Raw genomic sequence first — 17296 nt, forward strand, 5'->3', positions numbered from 1 at the left:
CGTGCCGGCCGCCGCCGGCCCGCCGTCACACCCGGCACCCCTCCCGTACGCGACTCGGCCGATCCGGCCGGCACCGCCCGCCGCGCCGATGCGACCGGCACCCCCGACCGCATCGGCACGACCGGCACCGCCGCCGATCCGCCCCGTACGAGGACGAGCCGGACGCCGCCCCTGACAACACCCGGAGGACGACGCCCGTGCACAACACCACCGCCATGCTCATCGAACTCGGGGCGATCATCCTCGCCCTGGGCCTGCTGGGAAGATTCGCCGGACGCATCGGCTTCTCGCCGATCCCCCTCTATCTGCTCGCCGGGCTCGCGTTCGGCCACGGCGGGATCCTCCCGCTCCAGGCCAGCGAGGAATTCGTCGCCACCGGCGCGGAGATCGGCGTCATCCTGCTGCTGCTTCTGCTCGGTCTCGAATACAGCGCCTCCGAACTCGTCACCAACCTCAAGACCCAATACCCCTCCGGCGCCGTCGACTTCGTGCTCAACGCGCTGCCGGGCGCCGCCGCCGCGCTGCTGCTGGGCTGGGGCCCGGTCGCCGCCGTCGTGCTCGCGGGGGTGACGTGGATCTCCTCGTCGGGCGTCATCGCCAAGGTCCTCGGCGACCTCGGCCGCCTCGGCAACCGCGAGACGCCCGTCATCCTCGGCGTCCTCGTCATCGAGGACCTGGCCATGGCGGTCTATCTGCCGATCCTCACCGCGATCCTCGCCGGGGTGAGTCTCGCGGGCGGTGCGCTGACGCTGCTGATCTCGCTGGGCACCGTGGGCGCCGTGCTCTATCTCGCGCTGCGGCACGGCCGTCTGATCAGCCGTGTGGTCTCCTCCGACAGCGCGGAGATGCTGCTGCTCGTCGTGCTCGGCCTCACGCTGCTCGTCGCGGGAATCGCCCAGGAGTTGCAGGTCTCGGCGGCCGTCGGCGCGTTCCTCGTCGGCATCGCGCTCTCGGACGAGGTGGCCGAGGGCGCGCACAATCTGCTGACGCCGCTGCGCGATCTCTTCGCGGCGGTCTTCTTCGTCTTCTTCGGCCTGTCCACCGAACCGTCCGACATCCCGCCCGTCCTGCTGCCCGCGCTGATCCTCGCCGTCATCACCACGCTGACGAAGATCGCCACCGGCTGGTACGCCGCCCGCCGCGCGGGCATCCGGGCGCCCGGGCGCTGGCGTGCGGGCGGGACGCTCGTGGCGCGCGGCGAGTTCTCCATCGTCATCGCGGGGCTCGCGGCCGGGGCCGAGCCGCGCATCGGCCCGCTCGCCACCGCCTACGTCCTCATCCTCGTCATCGTCGGACCGCTCACGGCCCGGTGGACGGGCCCGGCCGTAAGGCTGCTCACCCGCGGCCGCAAGAGCGACGCGGCGCCCGCCAAGGCGGTTCCCCCGGCGCAGGCCGCGAGTTCCGAAGTGCCGGACGCCGGCGGCCAGTCGGGACAGACGACGGGCTCCGGCGTCGAGGAGAGCGGCTCCGCGCACACCTCACGCTGAACCCCGCCGCGCCGGACACCTCGCCCGGCCCATACGCCTCCGCCCCTGTCACAGCGACGGGGGCGGAGGCGTCTGCGCACCAGGGCGCGGACCGCGACGAGGGTCCGGTGTGCGCGCCCTTGACCGGGTGCGTACGGCTCCCTAGCCTCCATCTCCGTACGTGGATGCCGTCTACGTACGGAGACGAGCAACGACGCGCGGAGACAAGCGAGTTCACGGACACGACGACGGGGACACGACGACGGGAGCCGCCCCATGACCGCCGACCCGACCGGACCGACGACCGGACCGACCGGACTCACCGGTCCCGCCGACCTGACCGGCCTGACCGTCACCGACGTACGGCTCACCCCCGTCCTCGTCTCCGACCCGCCGCTGCTCAACACCCAGGGCGTGCACCAGCCGTACGCGCCCCGGCTGATCGTCGAGGTCGTCACCGAGGGCGGCGCGGCCGGATTCGGCGAGACCTACGGCGACACCCAGTACCTCGACATCGCCCGCCCGCTGGCCGAGGCCCTGCCCGGGCGCCGAGTCAGCGACCTGAACGGCCTGTTCACGCTCGCCGGAACCGTCGAGGTCGACTCCGCACGCGTCGAGGACTCCGTGGACGTCGGCGGACTGCGCGGCGTGCAGAGCGCCGACAAGCTGCGTCTGTCCGTCGTCTCCGCCTTCGAGGTCGCCTGCCTGGACGCCCTCGGCAAGGCGCGCGATCTGCCCGTACACGCGCTGCTGGGCGGCAAGTTGCGCGACAGCGTCGAGTACAGCGCGTATCTCTTCTACCGCTGGGCGCGGCACCCCGGCGGCCGGGGCGAGGCCGACGACTGGGGCGCGGCCACCGACCCCGCCGGAGTCGTCGCGCAGGCCCGCCGCTTCGCCCGCGACCACGGCTTCCGCTCCTTCAAGCTCAAGGGCGGCGTGTACGAGCCGGACGAGGAGATCGCCGCCGTACGCGCCCTCGCGGAGGCGTTCCCCGGCGCGCCCCTGCGGCTCGACCCCAACGGCGCCTGGTCCGTGCCCACGTCGCTGCGCGTCGCCGCCGAACTGCGCGACGTCCTGGAGTACTTGGAGGACCCGACGAGCGGCACCCCGGGCATGGCGGAGGTCGCCGCCGGCACGGACGTGCCGCTGGCGACCAACATGTGCGTCACGACCTTCCCCGAGATACCCCCGGCCTTCACCAGCGGCGCCGTGCAGGTCGTCCTCAGCGACCACCACTACTGGGGCGGCCCGACCCGTACGCGTGAACTGGCCGCCGTCTGCCGCACGTTCGGGGTCGGACTGTCCATGCACTCCAACACCCATCTGGGGATCTCACTCGCGGCGATGACCCACGTCGCCTCGACCGTCCCCAATCTGGATTACGCCTGCGACAGCCACTACCCGTGGCAGTCCGAGGACGTCCTCACCCGCCGGCTGACCTTCCGCGACGGTCGCGTCGACGTCTCCGACGCACCCGGCCTCGGCGTCGAGGTCGACCGCGAGCGCCTCGCCGTCCTGCACCGGCGCTGGCTCGACGACGACGGCACCCTGCGCGACCGCGACGACGCCGCCGCCATGCGCGAGGCCGACCCGGAGTGGGTCACCCCGGCCGTACCGCGCTGGTGAAGGCGGCGCACGGCACTGCCGGACGGCTCCCGGAGACCACCTGACGGGACGGTCCCGAAGTGGCCCCGCGTACGGGCCGCGCGGTACACCGGAGGCACCACACACGAAGCCGTACCGGTGCCGGAGGAGTCCCAGGTGAGCACGGGCAGAAGCGCGGACGCGCAGCAGGGAGGACCGCGGGCGGGACAGCGGAACGGGCCGCAGCCGGGACCGGAGAGCCGGCTGGAGGCCGCCGACGCCCGCGCGCACGGCGACGCAGCACAGCACGCGCACCCCTTCGACCCGCTGGCCGCCGTCCGCGCCCCCGGCGACCCTGCGTGCGACGTCTATCTCGCCGGCACCGTCTTCCTCGACATCGTCTTCACCGGCCTCGACTCCGCGCCCGTACGCGGCACCGAGTCCTGGGCACGCGGCATGGGCTCCAGCCCCGGCGGCGTCGCCAACATGGCCACCGCCCTCGCCCGCCTCGGACTGCGCACCTCCCTCGCGGCGGCCTTCGGCGACGACATGTACGGCGACTACTGCCGGGAGGCCCTCGACAAGGGCGAGGGCATCGACCTCACGCTCTCCCACACCGTCCCGGGCTGGCACTCGCCCGTCACCGTCTCCATGGCCTACGAGGGCGAGCGCACGATGNGATGGTCTCCCACGGCCACGCGGCGCCCGGCCACGGCGGCGCCCCCATCGACCCCGAGGCACCGCACTGCCCGCCGCCCGCCCGCGCCTGCGTGACGTCCCTGGCTCACGGCGACGGCCAGGAGTGGATCGCCACCGCCGCCCGCCGCGGCAGCCGGGTCTTCGCCGACGTCGGCTGGGACGTCACCGGCCGCTGGGACCTGGACGCGCTGCCGGGCCTGGAGCACTGCGAGGCGTTCCTCCCCAACGCCGAGGAGGCCATGCGCTACACGCGCACCGACGACCCCCGCGCCGCCGCCCGTGCCCTCGCCGAGCGCGTACCGGTCGCCGTCGTCACGCTCGGCGAACAGGGCTGCTGCGCGGTGGACGGCCGTACGGGGCAGAGCGCCGAGGTGCCCGGGATCCCCGTGGACGCCCTGGACACCACGGGCGCCGGCGACGTCTTCGTGGCGGGCTTCGTCCTGGGCTCGCTCGCGGGCTGGCCGCTCGCGGACCGGCTGGCCTTCGCGGGGCTCACCTCCGCCCTGTCGGTGCAGGAGTTCGGGGGCTCGCTCTCGGCGCCGGGCTGGCCGGAGATCGGGGCGTGGTGGGCGCGCGTACGGGAGGAGCACACCGCGGAGCGCCCCGGCCCGAGTCCGGAGACCTACCGCTTCCTGGACGCCGTCCTCACCGGCTGCCCCGGCTCGGCACCGCGCCGCCGCGCGCTGCCCACGATCGGCTTCGGGCGGGCGCCGGGCGGACCGCCGTGGCCCTCCGGACCCGACCCCGGTCCTGACCCCGGTCCGTAAATCACGTTCTGGCTTGTCAGTGCCCCGTCGTATTCTTGAAAGCCAATCCGCCAGGAGAGACAGAGAGGGATGAGGAAGGCCCGACCGGGTCACCCATGACGCAGACAACGACGAATCAGGCGGGGTCCCCGCAGGCACCGCAGGCGACCGCCCGCTTCACCGTCCCGGCCAAGCACCCGATGGTGACCGTGCTGGGCTCAGGTGACTCCCTGTTGCGCGTGATCGAGCAGGCGTTTCCCGCCGCCGACATCCATGTGCGGGGCAACGAGATCAGCGCGTCCGGCGATGCCGCCGAAGTCGACCTCATCCAGCGGCTGTTCGACGAGATGATGCTCGTGCTGCGCACCGGCCAGCCCATGACGGAGGACGCGGTCGAGCGCTCCATCTCGATGCTCCGCGAACAGCAGGACGGCACCGGCGGCGCGAGCGAGACCCCGGCCGAGGTGCTCACGCAGAACATCCTCTCCAACCGCGGCCGCACGATCCGCCCCAAGACGCTGAACCAGAAGCGCTATGTCGACGCCATCGACAAGCACACCGTCGTCTTCGGCATCGGCCCCGCGGGCACCGGCAAGACCTATCTGGCGATGGCGAAGGCCGTGCAGGCACTGCAGTCCAAGCAGGTCAACCGCATCATCCTCACCAGGCCCGCGGTCGAGGCCGGGGAGCGGCTCGGCTTCCTGCCCGGCACCCTCTACGAGAAGATCGACCCGTATCTGCGCCCGCTCTACGACGCGCTCCACGACATGCTCGACCCCGACTCCATCCCGCGGCTGATGGCCGCCGGGACGATCGAGGTGGCGCCGCTGGCCTATATGCGCGGCCGCACGCTCAACGACGCGTTCATCATTCTCGACGAGGCGCAGAACACCAACCCCGAGCAGATGAAGATGTTCCTCACCCGGCTCGGCTTCGACTCGAAGATCGTGATCACCGGCGACGTCACACAGGTCGACCTCCCGGGCGGCACGAAGAGCGGGCTGCGCCAGGTGCGGGAGATCCTGGACGGCGTGGACGACGTGCACTTCAGCCTGCTCGACAGCTCCGACGTCGTACGGCACAAGCTCGTCAGCCGCATCGTCGACGCGTACGAGCGCTACGACGACCGGCACGGCACGGACGGCGCCGGCCCGTCGGGCGACGGGGGCGGCAGGCGGGGCGACGACAAGGGCCAGAGCAACGGCCGGGGCCAGAGCCAGAATCAGGGCCAGAGCCACGGCCGTGGGAAGCGCTGACCGCCCCATGACCACCGACGTCAACAACGAGTCCGGGAGGGCCGTCGACGAGGCGGCCCTCCTCGACATCGCCCGCTACGCGCTGCACCGCATGCGCATCCACCCGCTCTCCGAGCTGTCGGTGATCGTCGTCGACGCCGAGGCCATGGAGCAGCTCCATCTGCAGTGGATGGATCTCTCCGGCCCCACGGACGTGATGTCGTTCCCGATGGACGAGCTGCGCCCGCCCGTGCGCGACGAGGACGAGCCCCCGCAGGGCCTCCTCGGCGACATCGTGCTGTGCCCGGAGGTCGCCGAGCGGCAGGGCGCCGAGGCTCCCACCCGGCACTCGATGGACGAGGAGCTCCAACTCCTCACCGTCCACGGGGTGTTGCATCTGCTGGGGTACGACCACGAGGAGGCCGCCGAGAAGGCCGAGATGTTCGGTCTCCAGTCGGCGATCCTGGACGGCTGGCGCGCGGAGCGCGGCCTGACCGGGCCCTCCCCGGCCCCCACCACGGCGTCGTGACGGCCCGGCTGATCGCGGCGGCGGTCCTGCTGCTGGTCGTCGCGTGGCTCGCGGCGTGCGCCGAGGCCGGCCTCGCCCGTACGACGAGCTACCGCGCGGAGGAGGCCGTACGACAGGGCCGGCGCGGAGCCGAGCGCCTCGCGGTGGTGGCCGCCGACCCGACGCGCTATCTCAATCTGGCGCTGCTGGTGCGCGTCGCCTGCGAGGTGGCCTCGGGCGTGCTGGTGACGTACACGAGCGTGCGGGTCTTCGAGAGCACCGTGCAGTCCCTCGCGGTCGCGATGGGCGTGATGGTGCTCGTCAGCTATGTCGCCATCGGGGTCTCGCCGCGCACCATCGGACGGCAGCACCCGCTGAACACCGCCACGGCCGCCTCGTACGTCCTGGTCCCGCTGGTGCGCATCCTCGGGCCCGTGCCGCAGTTGCTGATCCTGCTCGGCAACGCGCTCACGCCCGGAAAGGGCTTCCGCAAGGGCCCGTTCGCGAGCGAGGCGGAGCTGCGCGCGATGGTCGACCTCGCCGAGCAGGAATCCCTGATCGAGGCCGACGAGCGGAAGATGGTGCACTCCGTCTTCCAGCTCGGCGACACGATCGTGCGCGAAGTGATGGTGCCGCGTACGGACTTGATCACCATCGAGCGGTTCAAGACGATACGGCAGGCGCTGACCCTGGCACTGCGCTCGGGCTTCTCGCGGATCCCGGTCGTGGGCGAGAGCGAGGACGACATCGTCGGCATCGTCTATCTCAAGGACCTGGCGCGCCGTGTGCACATCAGCCGCGAGGCCGAGACGGAGCTGGTGTCCACCGCGATGCGCCCCGCGGCGTTCGTCCCCGACACCAAGAACGCCGGTGATCTGCTGCGCGAGATGCAGCAGGACCGCATCCACGTCGCCGTCGTCATCGACGAGTACGGCGGTACTGCGGGGATCGTGACGATCGAGGACATCCTGGAGGAGATCGTCGGCGAGATCACCGACGAGTACGACCGGGAGCTGCCGCCCGTGGAGGATCTGGGCGACGGGCGCTACCGCGTCACCGCGCGGCTCGACATCGGCGATCTGGGCGAGCTGTACGACCTGGTGGGCCTCGACGACGAGGACGTGGAGACGGTCGGCGGACTGCTCGCGAAGTCGCTGGGCAGGGTGCCCATCGCGGGCGCGACGGCGACGGTCGACGTCACCGAGGACCGTTCCGACCCGTCCCTGACCGCGCTGCGGCTGACGGCGGAGGCTCCGACGGGCCGGCGGAACCGGATCGTCACGGTGCTGGTCGAGCCCGTCCGCACGACGGAGGACGCCGACGAGGCGACGGCGGACGAGCCCGCGAGCGCCTGAGCGGGGCGCCGCGTCGCGCGGACGGGCGGGCCGCCCGCAGGGGAGACGAACTGCGTGGCGCGGAAGCCCCGTTGGGCCTCGGGCCACGGCCCCGGACCACCGGACGGGGACTCGCACCCGGCGTCATATGCTCGGGCCCATGAGCGACCAGAGTGACCAGGCACTGGACCCGGAGGACCGCAAGCTCCTCACGCTGGCGCGCAGCGCCCGCGCCCGCAACGGCGTCCCGGAGGGCGCGGCCGTACGGGACGAGACCGGCCGTACGTATGTGGCGGGCACCGTCGATCTGCCCTCGCTGCGGCTCAGCGCGCTCCAGACGGCCGTGGCCATGGCCGTCGCCTCGGGCGCCGCGTCGCTGGAGGCCGGGGCGGTGGTCACCGAGTCGGAGGCCATCCCGGCGGAGGACCTGTCGGCCGTACACGATCTGTCCGGGCGGACGACGACGGTGCTGCTGGCGGGGACGGACGGGCAGGTGCGCGCGACGGTCGCCTCCGGCTGACGGCCGGGCGGTTCCGGATCCCGTGCGGTATCGGATCCCGTGCGGTACCGGTCGGAGGCACTCACCCCATCGGGGACAATGGTCGCCATGGATGCACCTTCCCCCACGGCCGATCCCGCCGAGGCGGCACACCGCTCCGGTTTCGCGTGCTTCGTCGGCCGCCCCAACGCGGGCAAGTCGACGCTGACCAACGCGCTGGTCGGGACGAAGGTGGCGATCACCTCCACACGTCCGCAGACGACCCGGCACACCGTCCGCGGCATCGTGCACCGCCCCGAGGCGCAGCTCGTCCTCGTCGACACCCCCGGCCTGCACAAGCCGCGCACGCTGCTGGGGGAGCGGCTCAACGACGTGGTGCGCACGACGTGGGCCGAGGTCGACGTCATCGGTTTCTGCCTGCCCGCCGACGAGAAGACCGGCCCCGGCGACCGCTTCATCGCCGCCGAACTGGCCGGATTGAAGCGCACACCGAAGGTGGCCGTGGTCACCAAGTCCGACCTGGTCGACTCGCGGGCGCTCGCGGAGCAGCTCATCGCGGTCGACCGGCTCGGCAAGGAGTGCGGGATCGAGTGGGCGGAGATCGTGCCGGTCTCCGCCGTCGAGAACGAACAGGTCTCCCTGCTGGCCGACTTGCTGGTGCCGATGCTGCCGGAGGGCCCTCCGCTCTACCCGGACGGCGATCTGACGGACGAGCCGGAACAGGTCATGGTCGCCGAGCTGATCCGGGAGGCCGCGCTCGAAGGCGTACGGGACGAACTGCCGCACTCCATCGCGGTCGTCGTCGAGGAGATGCTGCCGCGCGAGGACCGCCCGGCGGACCGTCCGCTGCTCGACATCCACGCCAACATCTTCCTGGAGCGCCCCAGCCAGAAGGGCATCGTGATCGGCCCGAAGGGCAAGCGGCTCAAGGACGTCGGGACGGCCTCGCGCAAGCACATCGAAGCGCTGCTCGGTACGCCCGTCTATCTGGATCTGCATGTGAAGGTCGCCAAGGACTGGCAGCGCGACCCCAAGCAGCTACGCCGCCTGGGCTTCTGAGCGCGGGCCCGTCCGTACGGCGAGGTGCCCCGTACGGCGAGGTGCCCGGTACGGCGAGGTGCCGGGCCGCCCACGTCCCCTGTCCGCCGTTCACCGGGGCCGAACAGCCCCGCCCCCGGCGGCAGTTCAGCCGCCGTCCGCGAACACCCGGCGGATCAGGGCCGATTGGGCCTCGGTGAGGCGCGGGTCGGCGCAGTACCCGACGCCGTCGTCGGTCTCGATCTCGTACTGGAAGCCGTCCGGCACTCCCAGCGGGCGTTCGGTGCGCCCCTCGGCGAGGGCGCTGCGTGCGAGCGCGGCGAGGTCGGCGGCGTCGGTCCTGCCGTCCGTGCTGAGCGTGGCGCGGCGGGTGAGACCGCCGAAGCCTCCGGTGCGGGTGACGGTGATGCGCATCTCCCCATCCTCCTCGACTCCGGCGGTCTCCTCCGGCGCACGGGCACCGGAGGTCTGAACCGGGGCGGCGCGGGCGGCCGTTCCCCGCGCGTCCCCCTGCGTCCCTACGCGGCCGTCCCGTCCTGCCCGCCGCCGTCCTCCGCGGGCGTCACGCCCACCTGCGACCACGCCTTGGTCACCGCTTCCTCCTCTTCACTGCCCGCCCCGTAGCGCTCGTTGGCGGCGGCGACCGTGGCACCGGCGAACGCGGCGAAGTCCGCGTCCGGCGAGAGACCGCCGGAGGTGAGGGTGTCGTACCAGATGCGGCCCGCGCGCTCCCAGGCGTGGCCGCCCAGCTCCGTCGCCAGCCGGTAGAAGGCGTGGTTGGGGATGCCGGAGTTGATGTGCACGCCGCCGTTGTCGGAGCCGGTGTGCACGTAGTCCTTCATCGTCGCCGGCTGCGGGTCCTTGCCGAGGACGTCGTCGTCGTACGCCGTGCCCGGCGCCTTCATCGAGCGCAGGGCGGCGCCCTCGACGGCCTCGGTGAACAGCCCGTCGCCGATGAGCCAGTCGGCCGCGTCCGCGGTCTGCCCGAGTCCGTACTGCTTGATGAGCGAGCCGAAGACGTCCGAGACCGACTCGTTGAGCGCGCCGGGCTGCCCGAAGTAGGCGAGGTTCGCGGTGTGCTGGGTGACGCCGTGGGTCAGCTCGTGGCCGATGACGTCCACGGGGAGCGTGAAGTCGCGGAAGACTTCGCCGTCTCCGTCGCCGAAGACCATGCGCTCGCCGTCCCAGAAGGCGTTGCCGTAGTCGCGTCCGTAGTGGACGGTCGCATCGAGGGGCATCCCCGCCCCGTCGATCGAGTAGCGGCCGAAGGCGGCGAGATAGAGCTCGAAGGTGGCGCCGAGGCCCGCGTACGCGCGGTTCACGCTGGCGTCCTCGACGGGCTTCTGGCCCTCGGAGCGCACCTTCTCGCCCGGCAGCTTCTCGCTGTGCCCGGCGTCGCTGATGGTGCGCCGCGGCTTCTTCTCCCCGTCCTCGCCCGCCGCGGCGGACGCCGTGCCCGCCGTCGTACGGACGGTGGTGATCCGGCGGCGGGTGCGCTGGAGCGCGTCCTGCTCCAGGGTGCGCCGGGCCGGCTCGTACAGCGCCGGGTTGTCCGAGCGGGAGAGGTGGTCGAGGAGGTGCGGGGGAATGATGGTGCAGAAGACGGGGGCCACGCAGTGTGAGTGCGCCGTGTGCGCTGAGTGTGCGTCCATAAGGGGAATGTGGCACAGCGTCATTCTTCTGTCACTCCCCGCTGCGCGAATTTGACGCGAACTGGGCATCGTGGCACGGAAGGTGCTCACGCTGTGTTCGGTGCGACGCTCACGCGGTGTACAACTCCCGCCTCCGGTGCGGCGGTTGGGCGTCCCTCGCGCGAGCCCCCGATCCGGAGTGAACAAATGCACAGTCCCGCATGGTGATACGGGCTCGGGTGTGTGCGGTCCCTCCGTTAGACTCGCCCATCATGCGTTTCGGGCTGCTTCTTCTTAGCTGCCGCGGCGAGGGTCTGTAGTCGTACGGCCGACCCCCTCCCCGCGGAGACCGGTGCTGCCACCGTCGGCCCTCGAAGCCCACCACGCGGAACACTCCGCGATCTGGAGCCCCAGCACATGACTTCCTCCGCTTCTTCCTCCTCCGCTGCCTCGGCCGCCGGCGCAGCCTCCGCGGCCTTCGGCGCCCCGACGCCGATCACCGCCGCGACGGTCCGGCAGCAGCCCTCCGGCATGCCGGTGCACAAGTACCGCCCGTACGAGGCCGTCGACATCCCCGACCGCACCTGGCCGGACAACCGCATCACCAAGGCGCCCCGCTGGCTCTCGACCGATCTGCGCGACGGCAACCAGGCCCTGATCGACCCCATGTCGCCCGCCCGTAAGCGCGCGATGTTCGATCTGCTGGTGTCGATGGGCTACAAGGAGATCGAGGTCGGCTTCCCCGCCTCCGGCCAGACCGACTTCGACTTCGTACGGTCCATCATCGAAGAGGACGCGATCCCCGAGGACGTGACGATCTCCGTCCTCACCCAGTCCCGCGAGGAACTGATCGAGCGCACCGTGGAGTCCCTGAAGGGCGCCCGCAACGCGACCGTCCACCTCTACAACGCCACCGCCCCCGTCTTCCGCGAGGTCGTCTTCCGCGGCACCCGCGAGCAGGTGCGGCAGATCGCCGTGGACGGCACCCGGCTGGTGACCAAGTACGCCGAGAAGCTGCTCGACGACCGTACGGCCTTCGGCTACCAGTACAGCCCGGAGATCTTCACCGACACCGAACTGGACTTCGCCCTGGAGGTCTGCGAGAGCGTCATGGACGTCTGGCAGCCCGGCGACGGACGCGAGATCATCCTCAACCTGCCCGCCACCGTGGAGCGTTCGACGCCCTCGACGCACGCCGACCGCTTCGAGTGGATGTCCCGCAACCTCTCCCGGCGCGAGCACGTGTGCCTGTCCGTGCACCCGCACAACGACCGCGGCACCGCCGTCGCCGCCGCCGAACTGGCGATCATGGCGGGCGCGGACCGCATCGAGGGCTGCCTGTTCGGGCAGGGCGAGCGCACCGGCAACGTCGACCTGGTGACCCTGGGGATGAACCTCTTCAGCCAGGGCGTCGACCCGCAGATCGACTTCTCGCAGATCGACGAGGTCAAGCGCACCGCCGAGTACTGCAACCAGATGGACGTCCACTCCCGCCACCCCTACGTCGGCGACCTCGTCTACACCTCCTTCTCCGGCTCCCACCAGGACGCCATCAAGAAGGGCTTCGAGGCGATGGAGGTACGCGCCGAGCGCGAGGGCAAGGGTGTCGACGAGCTGGAGTGGGCGGTGCCCTATCTGCCCATCGACCCCAAGGACGTGGGGCGTTCGTACGAGGCGGTCATCCGCGTCAACTCCCAGTCTGGCAAGGGCGGTATCGCCTACGTGCTGAAGGACGGGCACAGCCTGGACCTGCCGCGCAGGATGCAGGTCGAGTTCTCGAAGATCATCCAGGAGCGCACGGACAGCGAGGGCGGCGAGGTCACCCCCGGCGACATCTGGGAGATCTTCCAGCACGAGTACCTGCCCGTGCCCGAGGCCCCCTGGGGCCGTATCGCGCTGCGCGAGGGCCAGACCACGACGACCGTCGACGGGCAGGACGCGGTCACCGTGGAGGCCGTCGTCGACGGCGAGGAGACGGTGCTCGCCGGGAGCGGCAACGGTCCGCTGGCGGCCTTCTTCGACGCCCTCCAGGGCGTCGACGTGGACGTGCGGCTGCTGGACTACGTCGAGCACACCATGAGCGAGGGAGCGGGCGCCCAGGCCGCCGCGTACATCGAGTGCGCGATCGACGGCAAGGTGCTGTGGGGCGTGGGCATCGACGCCAACATCGTCCGCGCGTCGATCAAGGCGGTCGTCTCGGCGGTCAACCGGGCCGCCCGCTGAGGCTGTCGGGGCCCGCGGGCGTCCGCCGGGGCGGGGCGTGGACGCCGCTCACGCTGTTCGCGCTGCGCGTACGCCGGCGGCCGTCCGCCGTCGTACGGCGCCCCCTCCGTACGGGCTCCCGCGCGGCCCCGCGACCGCGTCACCACGGCGTTCCCCGGGTCTCGCCCACTTCCGGGTGAGGTCCGGGGGCGGCGTACGTCCCGTGCGGGCGCGGCCCTCGCGGTAATTGTGAGGAACGGGGTGCTGACGGCGTACTTCCGCTGTGGTTAACATCACGCTCATCGGCAGCGTGGCCGAACCGTGACGGAGGTAGGGCGTGGGCGGCGCAAGATGTTCCCGTGACCAGCAAGGACGGCGTCCAGGAGGACGTCTTGCGGGTGTACGCACGAGCTGGCACACCGTGGACGACGGGGACTTCTTCTGCCCCGGCTGCGGCGGCGACCGCAGCTACCGGCGGCGCACCGGCCGCCGCCGCTTCGTACTGCTGGGAGTGCCGCTGGTCTCCCGCGGCGAGGTCGCCCCGGTCCTCGAATGCGCCGCGTGTCGCGGCCACTTCGGCACCGAGGCCCTCGACCACCCCACCACCGACCGCCTCTCGCTGCTGCTGCGCGACGCCGTCCACGCCGTCGCGCTCACCCTCCTGACCGCGGGCGGCCACGAGAGCCGCGCCGCCCGCGAGGCCGCCGTCCACGCGGTGCACAGCGCGGGCTACACCGCCCGTACGGAGGAGCAGTTGCTGACGCTGCTGACCGCGCTCAGCGCCGAACGCAGCGCCGAGACGGACAGCGTCTCCGCCGAGATCGAACTCCACGAGGCCCTGGCCCCGCTCGCCCCGCATCTGGCCGCCCCCGGCCGTGAGTCCCTGCTGCTGCACGGCGCCCGCATCGCACTGGCCGACGGCCCGTACTGCGCGCCGGAACGCGAGGCACTGGCGGCGGTGGGCAGGTCCCTGTGCATCGACGAGGACGACGTGGAACGCCTGCTGGCGGAGGCCGCACGCATGCCGTTCTGAGGCGCGGGGGCGGGGCGGGCTCGCGGCCGTCCCGGGGCTTCGGGGCTCAACTCCGGTGTGGCGCCTGGGGGATGAGGGTCGGCCGAGCATGCGCGCCGTAGAGGACGGTCTGCTCGGCCTGCGCCGCACCCACCGCCCGAGCGCGGACTCAGGCGCGGGGACGCGACGGGCCGCGTCACCAGAGGCTGCGGGCGCTGTTCAGATGCGTCAGATAGCGCTCGTAACCGTCCTCGAAGCCCGCCCGGTGTTCGCGGCGCGGCAGCACCGCACGGTCCTCGTCCAGCCAGCCCGCCGTGTCGACCGGACTGCCCAGCGCACGGGCCGCCACGGCCGCCGCGCCGCGGGCGCCGACGGCGTGGTCCGAGGGCGGCAGGACGGGGCGGCCCAGGGCGTCGGCGAAGACCTGGGTCCATTCGTCGGACCTGCTGCCGCCGCCGCAGATGGCCAGCCGCCCGTCGAGTCCCGCGGACTCCAGGCAGTGCCGGGCGGCGTAGGCGACCGATTCGCACACCGCGCGGACCACGTCGGCGCGTTCGGTGGTGAGCGTGACGCCGGTCAACTGGCCGCGGGCGCGCGGCGCGACGAACGGGGCGCGTTCGCCGGACTCGGCGAGGAACGGCAGCGCCGAGACCCCGCGTGCTCCCGGCGGGCTCTGCCGCAGCAGCTCCGCGACGTCGTCGGTGCTCAGCCGCAGCAGCCGCAGCAGCCAGTCGATGCTGGCCGTCCCGACCATCGCGGGCATCGCCCGTGACCACAGCGCGGGGTCCGCGGTGCACAGCCACATCCCGGCGGGCTCCTGGTCCGGTGCGTCGGCGCCGATCGCGGGACGGTCGCTGAGCACCTGGCAGGCGAGCGTGGTGCCGACGGTCAGCAGACCGTCCCCCGGCTCGGTCAGACCGCTGCCGAAGAGGCTCGCCGGAAGGTCGAAGGGCCCCGCGGTCACGGGGGTGCCCTTCGGCAGGCCCAGCAGCGCCGCTCCCCGCGCGTCGAGGGAGAGCAGCCTGCCGGGCGGCGACGGCTCCACGAGCAGTCCGCGCAGGTCCCGCAGTCCGCAGGCGGCGATCGCGTCCTCGTCGTACCGCCCCGTCCGTACGTCCAGGAAGGGCAGCGAGGCGTCGGAGGCGTCGACGGTGATCTCCCCGGTGAGCAACTGTGCGACCGCGTCGACGCAGTATCCGGCGACGGCCGCCCGCTCCAGGGACTCCGGTTCCTCTTTGCGCAGCGTGGCCAGCAGCGGCGCCGGGCAGCCGGGGAAGACCGCCTGACCGGTGAGCCGGTGCACCTCGGCCGCGGTGCCGTCCGCCCACCAGTGGTCCACGAGGTCGTTGGCGCGGCCGTCGAGCCAGGACAGCGGCGGGCGTACGGCGGTGCCCTCCGCGTCGCGCAGCCACAGGCCGTCGCCCTGCCCGGTGAGCGCCACCGCGTCGACCGTGCCGCCGTGCTCGGCGGCGACCCTGCGGACGACGGAGGTGACGGTGTCGAGGACCTCGCCCAGGTCCTGTTCCACCCGTCCCGGGCCCGGGTGGTTCAGACGGGAGGGTGCGTCGGCCTCGACGACGGAGCGGCCGGCGTCGTCGAAGACGGCGGCCTTGGTGACCGTCGTCCCGATGTCCACACCGATGATCATGAACGGCCCCCGGCGACCTCGGGGTTCGCCAGATGCTCGGGCGGCAGGCCGCGCAGGTGCCGTGCCGCCTCGCCCGCCACGATGCGCGCGGCACGCTCGGCGGTCTGCCGGGTGGCGCCGGCCAGATGCGGGGTCGCGACGACGCCCGGGACGCCGCGCAACGCCCAGTCCGCCGGGGGCGGTTCGACGTCGTACACGTCGAGGGCGACGGCCCGCAGCCGGCCGTCGGCCAGCGCGGCCGGGAGCGGCTCGTGGTCGAGCAGTTCGCCGCGGGCGGTGTTGACGAGGACGGCGCCGTGCGGGAGGAGCGCCAGGCGCCGCGCGTCGATGAGGTGCCGGGTCTCGGGGGTGAGCCGGGCGTGCAGGCTGACCACGGAGCTGGCGCGCAGCAGATCGTCGAGATCGAGGGGCGTCACGCCGTCCTCCGCGAGCGCCCCGGCGTCGGCGTACGGGTCGCTGACCAGGACGCGGGCGCCGAAGGCCCGCAGCACCCGGGCGACGATGCGTCCGATCGCGCCGTAGCCGACCAACCCGACGGCGGTGCCGGACAGTTCGAGACCGGCCCTGTCGTAGGCGTAGAGGTCGCCGCGCCAACTGCCCGCGTGCAGCTCCGCGTCGGCGTGGGGTATGTGCCGCATCGCGGCGAGGATCATGCCGACCGCGTACTCGGCAGCGGCGCTCGCGTTCCGGCCCGGGGCATAGGTGACGGCGACGCCGGCGCGGGTGGCCGCGGCCAGGTCGACGTTGACGGGGCCGCCCCGGCAGACGGAGACGAGGCGGAGGTCCGGCGCCGCCGCGAAGACGGCCTCGGTGAACGGTGCCATCTGCGTCAGACAGACCTCCACGCCGTCGAGGGACTTGATCAGCGTCTCCTCGTCGCCGCTGGCCTCCCGTACGCCGCCTACCGGTCCGAACGGTTCGACGGGCCAGGGCAGGGTGAGACGGCGTACGTCCAGGCCGGCAGCGTCGTCGGTGTCGCCGGTCTCCTCCCGTAGACAGGTCTCCAGCAGCGCGGGGGAGACGAAGTGGTCGCCCGCGGCGAGTACGCGCATGGTCGCTCTCCTCGGAGCTCGGTGAGTTCGGGTCGGGGTGGGGCGGAACGTGTGCGGTGTGCGTCAGCTCTGCTCGTAGGCGCTGATACGGGCGACCTTGGCGGCGCTGGGCGAGGCCGGGTCGAAGGTGTGGCCGAGCCATTCGCCGACCACGCGCTTGGCCAGTTCGGGCCCGACGACCCGGGCGCCCATCGTGAGGACCTGGCAGTCGTTGGACTTCACCGAGCGTTCCACGGAGTAGGCGTCGTGGGCGACGGTGGCCCGGATGCCGGGCACCTTGTTCGCGCTGATGCACATCCCTATCCCGGTGCCGCAGATCAGCAGCGCACGGTCGGCTTCGCCGCGGGCCACCGCCTCGGCGGCCGCGATCCCCAGCGGAGGGTAGGGGCGGTCGTCGTCCGGGGCGTGCACGCCGTGGTCCTGGACCTCCGTGACCCGCGGATCGTCGGAGAGCATCCGGCTCAGGACGTTCTTCAGCTCAAGTCCGGCGTCGTCGGCGGCTACTGCGATCCTCATCGTTCCTCCAGGTGGTGTGCGCCGGCACCGGCCCGCCGGGTCAGGACCCGGGCGGCGGCGCCGAGCATGAGGGCGAGTGAGGTGGCCCCGGCGTCGGGGTGGCCGCGGCCGCGCGGGCCGAGCCGG

At 72.5% G+C, this 17296-nt stretch carries 14 protein-coding genes and 1 pseudogene; 10 read left to right on the forward strand and 5 right to left on the reverse strand.

What is annotated here, in order from left to right; all coding sequences use genetic code 11:
- Nucleotides 1–197: 197 nt before the first annotated feature.
- The 8 genes and pseudogenes from AN218_RS25925 to era all read left to right on the forward strand — a co-directional run bounded on the left by AN218_RS25925 (nt 198) and on the right by era (nt 9130).
- Entirely contained in the window at nt 198–1487 is a 1290-nt protein-coding gene (locus tag AN218_RS25925; protein WP_070019412.1) for a cation:proton antiporter, read from the forward strand.
- A 255-nt stretch (nt 1488–1742) separates the two neighbouring features.
- The gene (locus tag AN218_RS25930; protein WP_079132596.1) at nt 1743–3092 is read left to right on the forward strand and encodes a glucarate dehydratase family protein; all 1350 of its coding nucleotides are present in this window, start codon (nt 1743–1745) and stop codon (nt 3090–3092) included.
- Between the two features lie 222 nt (nt 3093–3314).
- Nucleotides 3315–4516: pseudogene (locus AN218_RS25935) on the forward strand (carbohydrate kinase family protein).
- Nucleotides 4517–4611: 95 nt separating this feature from the next.
- Nucleotides 4612–5751 carry a PhoH family protein gene (locus tag AN218_RS25940; protein ID WP_070019418.1) on the forward strand — a complete coding sequence of 380 codons (1140 nt, stop codon included), beginning with the start codon at nt 4612–4614 and terminating at the stop codon, nt 5749–5751.
- Nucleotides 5752–5758: 7 nt separating this feature from the next.
- On the forward strand, nt 5759–6259 hold the full coding sequence (ybeY, locus tag AN218_RS25945) for an rRNA maturation RNase YbeY (RefSeq protein ID WP_070019420.1): 501 nt from the start codon (nt 5759–5761) through the stop codon (nt 6257–6259).
- The gene (locus AN218_RS25950) at nt 6256–7593 is read left to right on the forward strand and encodes a hemolysin family protein (RefSeq protein WP_070019422.1); all 1338 of its coding nucleotides are present in this window, start codon (nt 6256–6258) and stop codon (nt 7591–7593) included. The genes ybeY and AN218_RS25950 overlap by 4 nt, the downstream gene beginning before the upstream one ends.
- A gap of 139 nt (nt 7594–7732) precedes the next feature.
- Nucleotides 7733–8092 carry a cytidine/deoxycytidylate deaminase family protein gene (locus AN218_RS25955; RefSeq protein ID WP_070019439.1) on the forward strand — a complete coding sequence of 120 codons (360 nt, stop codon included), beginning with the start codon at nt 7733–7735 and terminating at the stop codon, nt 8090–8092.
- 78 nt (nt 8093–8170) lie between these two features.
- Nucleotides 8171–9130, forward strand: coding sequence for a GTPase Era (era, locus tag AN218_RS25960; protein WP_171908800.1), 960 nt, complete (start codon nt 8171–8173; stop codon nt 9128–9130).
- Between the two features lie 126 nt (nt 9131–9256).
- Here the strand turns inward: era and AN218_RS25965 are convergent, their stop codons facing one another.
- A complete protein-coding gene (locus AN218_RS25965; RefSeq protein WP_070019423.1) occupies nt 9257–9523 on the reverse strand; it encodes a protealysin inhibitor emfourin in 267 nt (88 codons plus the stop codon).
- 104 nt (nt 9524–9627) lie between these two features.
- Nucleotides 9628–10761 (reverse strand): M4 family metallopeptidase, encoded by a 1134-nt coding sequence (locus AN218_RS25970; protein ID WP_070019425.1) that lies wholly within the window; start codon nt 10759–10761, stop codon nt 9628–9630.
- A 396-nt stretch (nt 10762–11157) separates the two neighbouring features.
- Between AN218_RS25970 and leuA the strand changes: the two genes are divergently transcribed.
- Together leuA and AN218_RS25980 are read left to right on the forward strand one after the other, a co-directional pair.
- Nucleotides 11158–12963 (forward strand): 2-isopropylmalate synthase, encoded by a 1806-nt coding sequence (gene leuA / locus AN218_RS25975; RefSeq protein WP_079132598.1) that lies wholly within the window; start codon nt 11158–11160, stop codon nt 12961–12963.
- A 316-nt stretch (nt 12964–13279) separates the two neighbouring features.
- Complete coding sequence (locus AN218_RS25980) at nt 13280–13975, forward strand: TerB family tellurite resistance protein (RefSeq protein WP_070019427.1); 696 nt, start codon at nt 13280–13282, stop codon at nt 13973–13975.
- Between the two features lie 175 nt (nt 13976–14150).
- Here the strand turns inward: AN218_RS25980 and AN218_RS25985 are convergent, their stop codons facing one another.
- From AN218_RS25985 to AN218_RS25995, 3 genes are all read right to left on the reverse strand, one after another.
- Entirely contained in the window at nt 14151–15602 is a 1452-nt protein-coding gene (locus AN218_RS25985) for an FGGY-family carbohydrate kinase (protein ID WP_070019429.1), read from the reverse strand.
- Nucleotides 15599–16654, reverse strand: coding sequence for a 2-hydroxyacid dehydrogenase (locus AN218_RS25990; RefSeq protein WP_070019434.1), 1056 nt, complete (start codon nt 16652–16654; stop codon nt 15599–15601). Before AN218_RS25990 ends, AN218_RS25985 begins: the two co-directional genes overlap by 4 nt.
- A 63-nt stretch (nt 16655–16717) precedes the next feature.
- The gene (locus AN218_RS25995) at nt 16718–17170 is read right to left on the reverse strand and encodes a ribose-5-phosphate isomerase (protein ID WP_070019435.1); all 453 of its coding nucleotides are present in this window, start codon (nt 17168–17170) and stop codon (nt 16718–16720) included.
- Nucleotides 17171–17296: the final 126 nt, after the last annotated feature.

Origin of the sequence: Streptomyces nanshensis (assembly GCF_001751255.1) — a bacterium.
Classification (GTDB): domain Bacteria; phylum Actinomycetota; class Actinomycetes; order Streptomycetales; family Streptomycetaceae; genus Streptomyces; species Streptomyces nanshensis_A.

What these genes read in the sequence shown, in the direction of transcription:
- era (WP_171908800.1), top strand. Translation starts at nt 8,171, where the DNA reads ATGGTCGCCATGGATGCACCTTCCCCCACGGCCGATCCCGCCGAGGCG.
- AN218_RS25995 (WP_070019435.1), bottom strand. Translation starts at nt 17,170, where the DNA reads ATGAGGATCGCAGTAGCCGCCGACGACGCCGGACTTGAGCTGAAGAAC.
- AN218_RS25985 (WP_070019429.1), bottom strand. Translation starts at nt 15,602, where the DNA reads ATGATCATCGGTGTGGACATCGGGACGACGGTCACCAAGGCCGCCGTC.
- AN218_RS25940 (WP_070019418.1), top strand. Translation starts at nt 4,612, where the DNA reads ATGACGCAGACAACGACGAATCAGGCGGGGTCCCCGCAGGCACCGCAG.
- AN218_RS25930 (WP_079132596.1), top strand. Translation starts at nt 1,743, where the DNA reads ATGACCGCCGACCCGACCGGACCGACGACCGGACCGACCGGACTCACC.
- AN218_RS25955 (WP_070019439.1), top strand. Translation starts at nt 7,733, where the DNA reads ATGAGCGACCAGAGTGACCAGGCACTGGACCCGGAGGACCGCAAGCTC.
- ybeY (WP_070019420.1), top strand. Translation starts at nt 5,759, where the DNA reads ATGACCACCGACGTCAACAACGAGTCCGGGAGGGCCGTCGACGAGGCG.
- AN218_RS25965 (WP_070019423.1), bottom strand. Translation starts at nt 9,523, where the DNA reads ATGCGCATCACCGTCACCCGCACCGGAGGCTTCGGCGGTCTCACCCGC.
- AN218_RS25970 (WP_070019425.1), bottom strand. Translation starts at nt 10,761, where the DNA reads ATGGACGCACACTCAGCGCACACGGCGCACTCACACTGCGTGGCCCCC.
- AN218_RS25990 (WP_070019434.1), bottom strand. Translation starts at nt 16,654, where the DNA reads ATGCGCGTACTCGCCGCGGGCGACCACTTCGTCTCCCCCGCGCTGCTG.
- leuA (WP_079132598.1), top strand. Translation starts at nt 11,158, where the DNA reads ATGACTTCCTCCGCTTCTTCCTCCTCCGCTGCCTCGGCCGCCGGCGCA.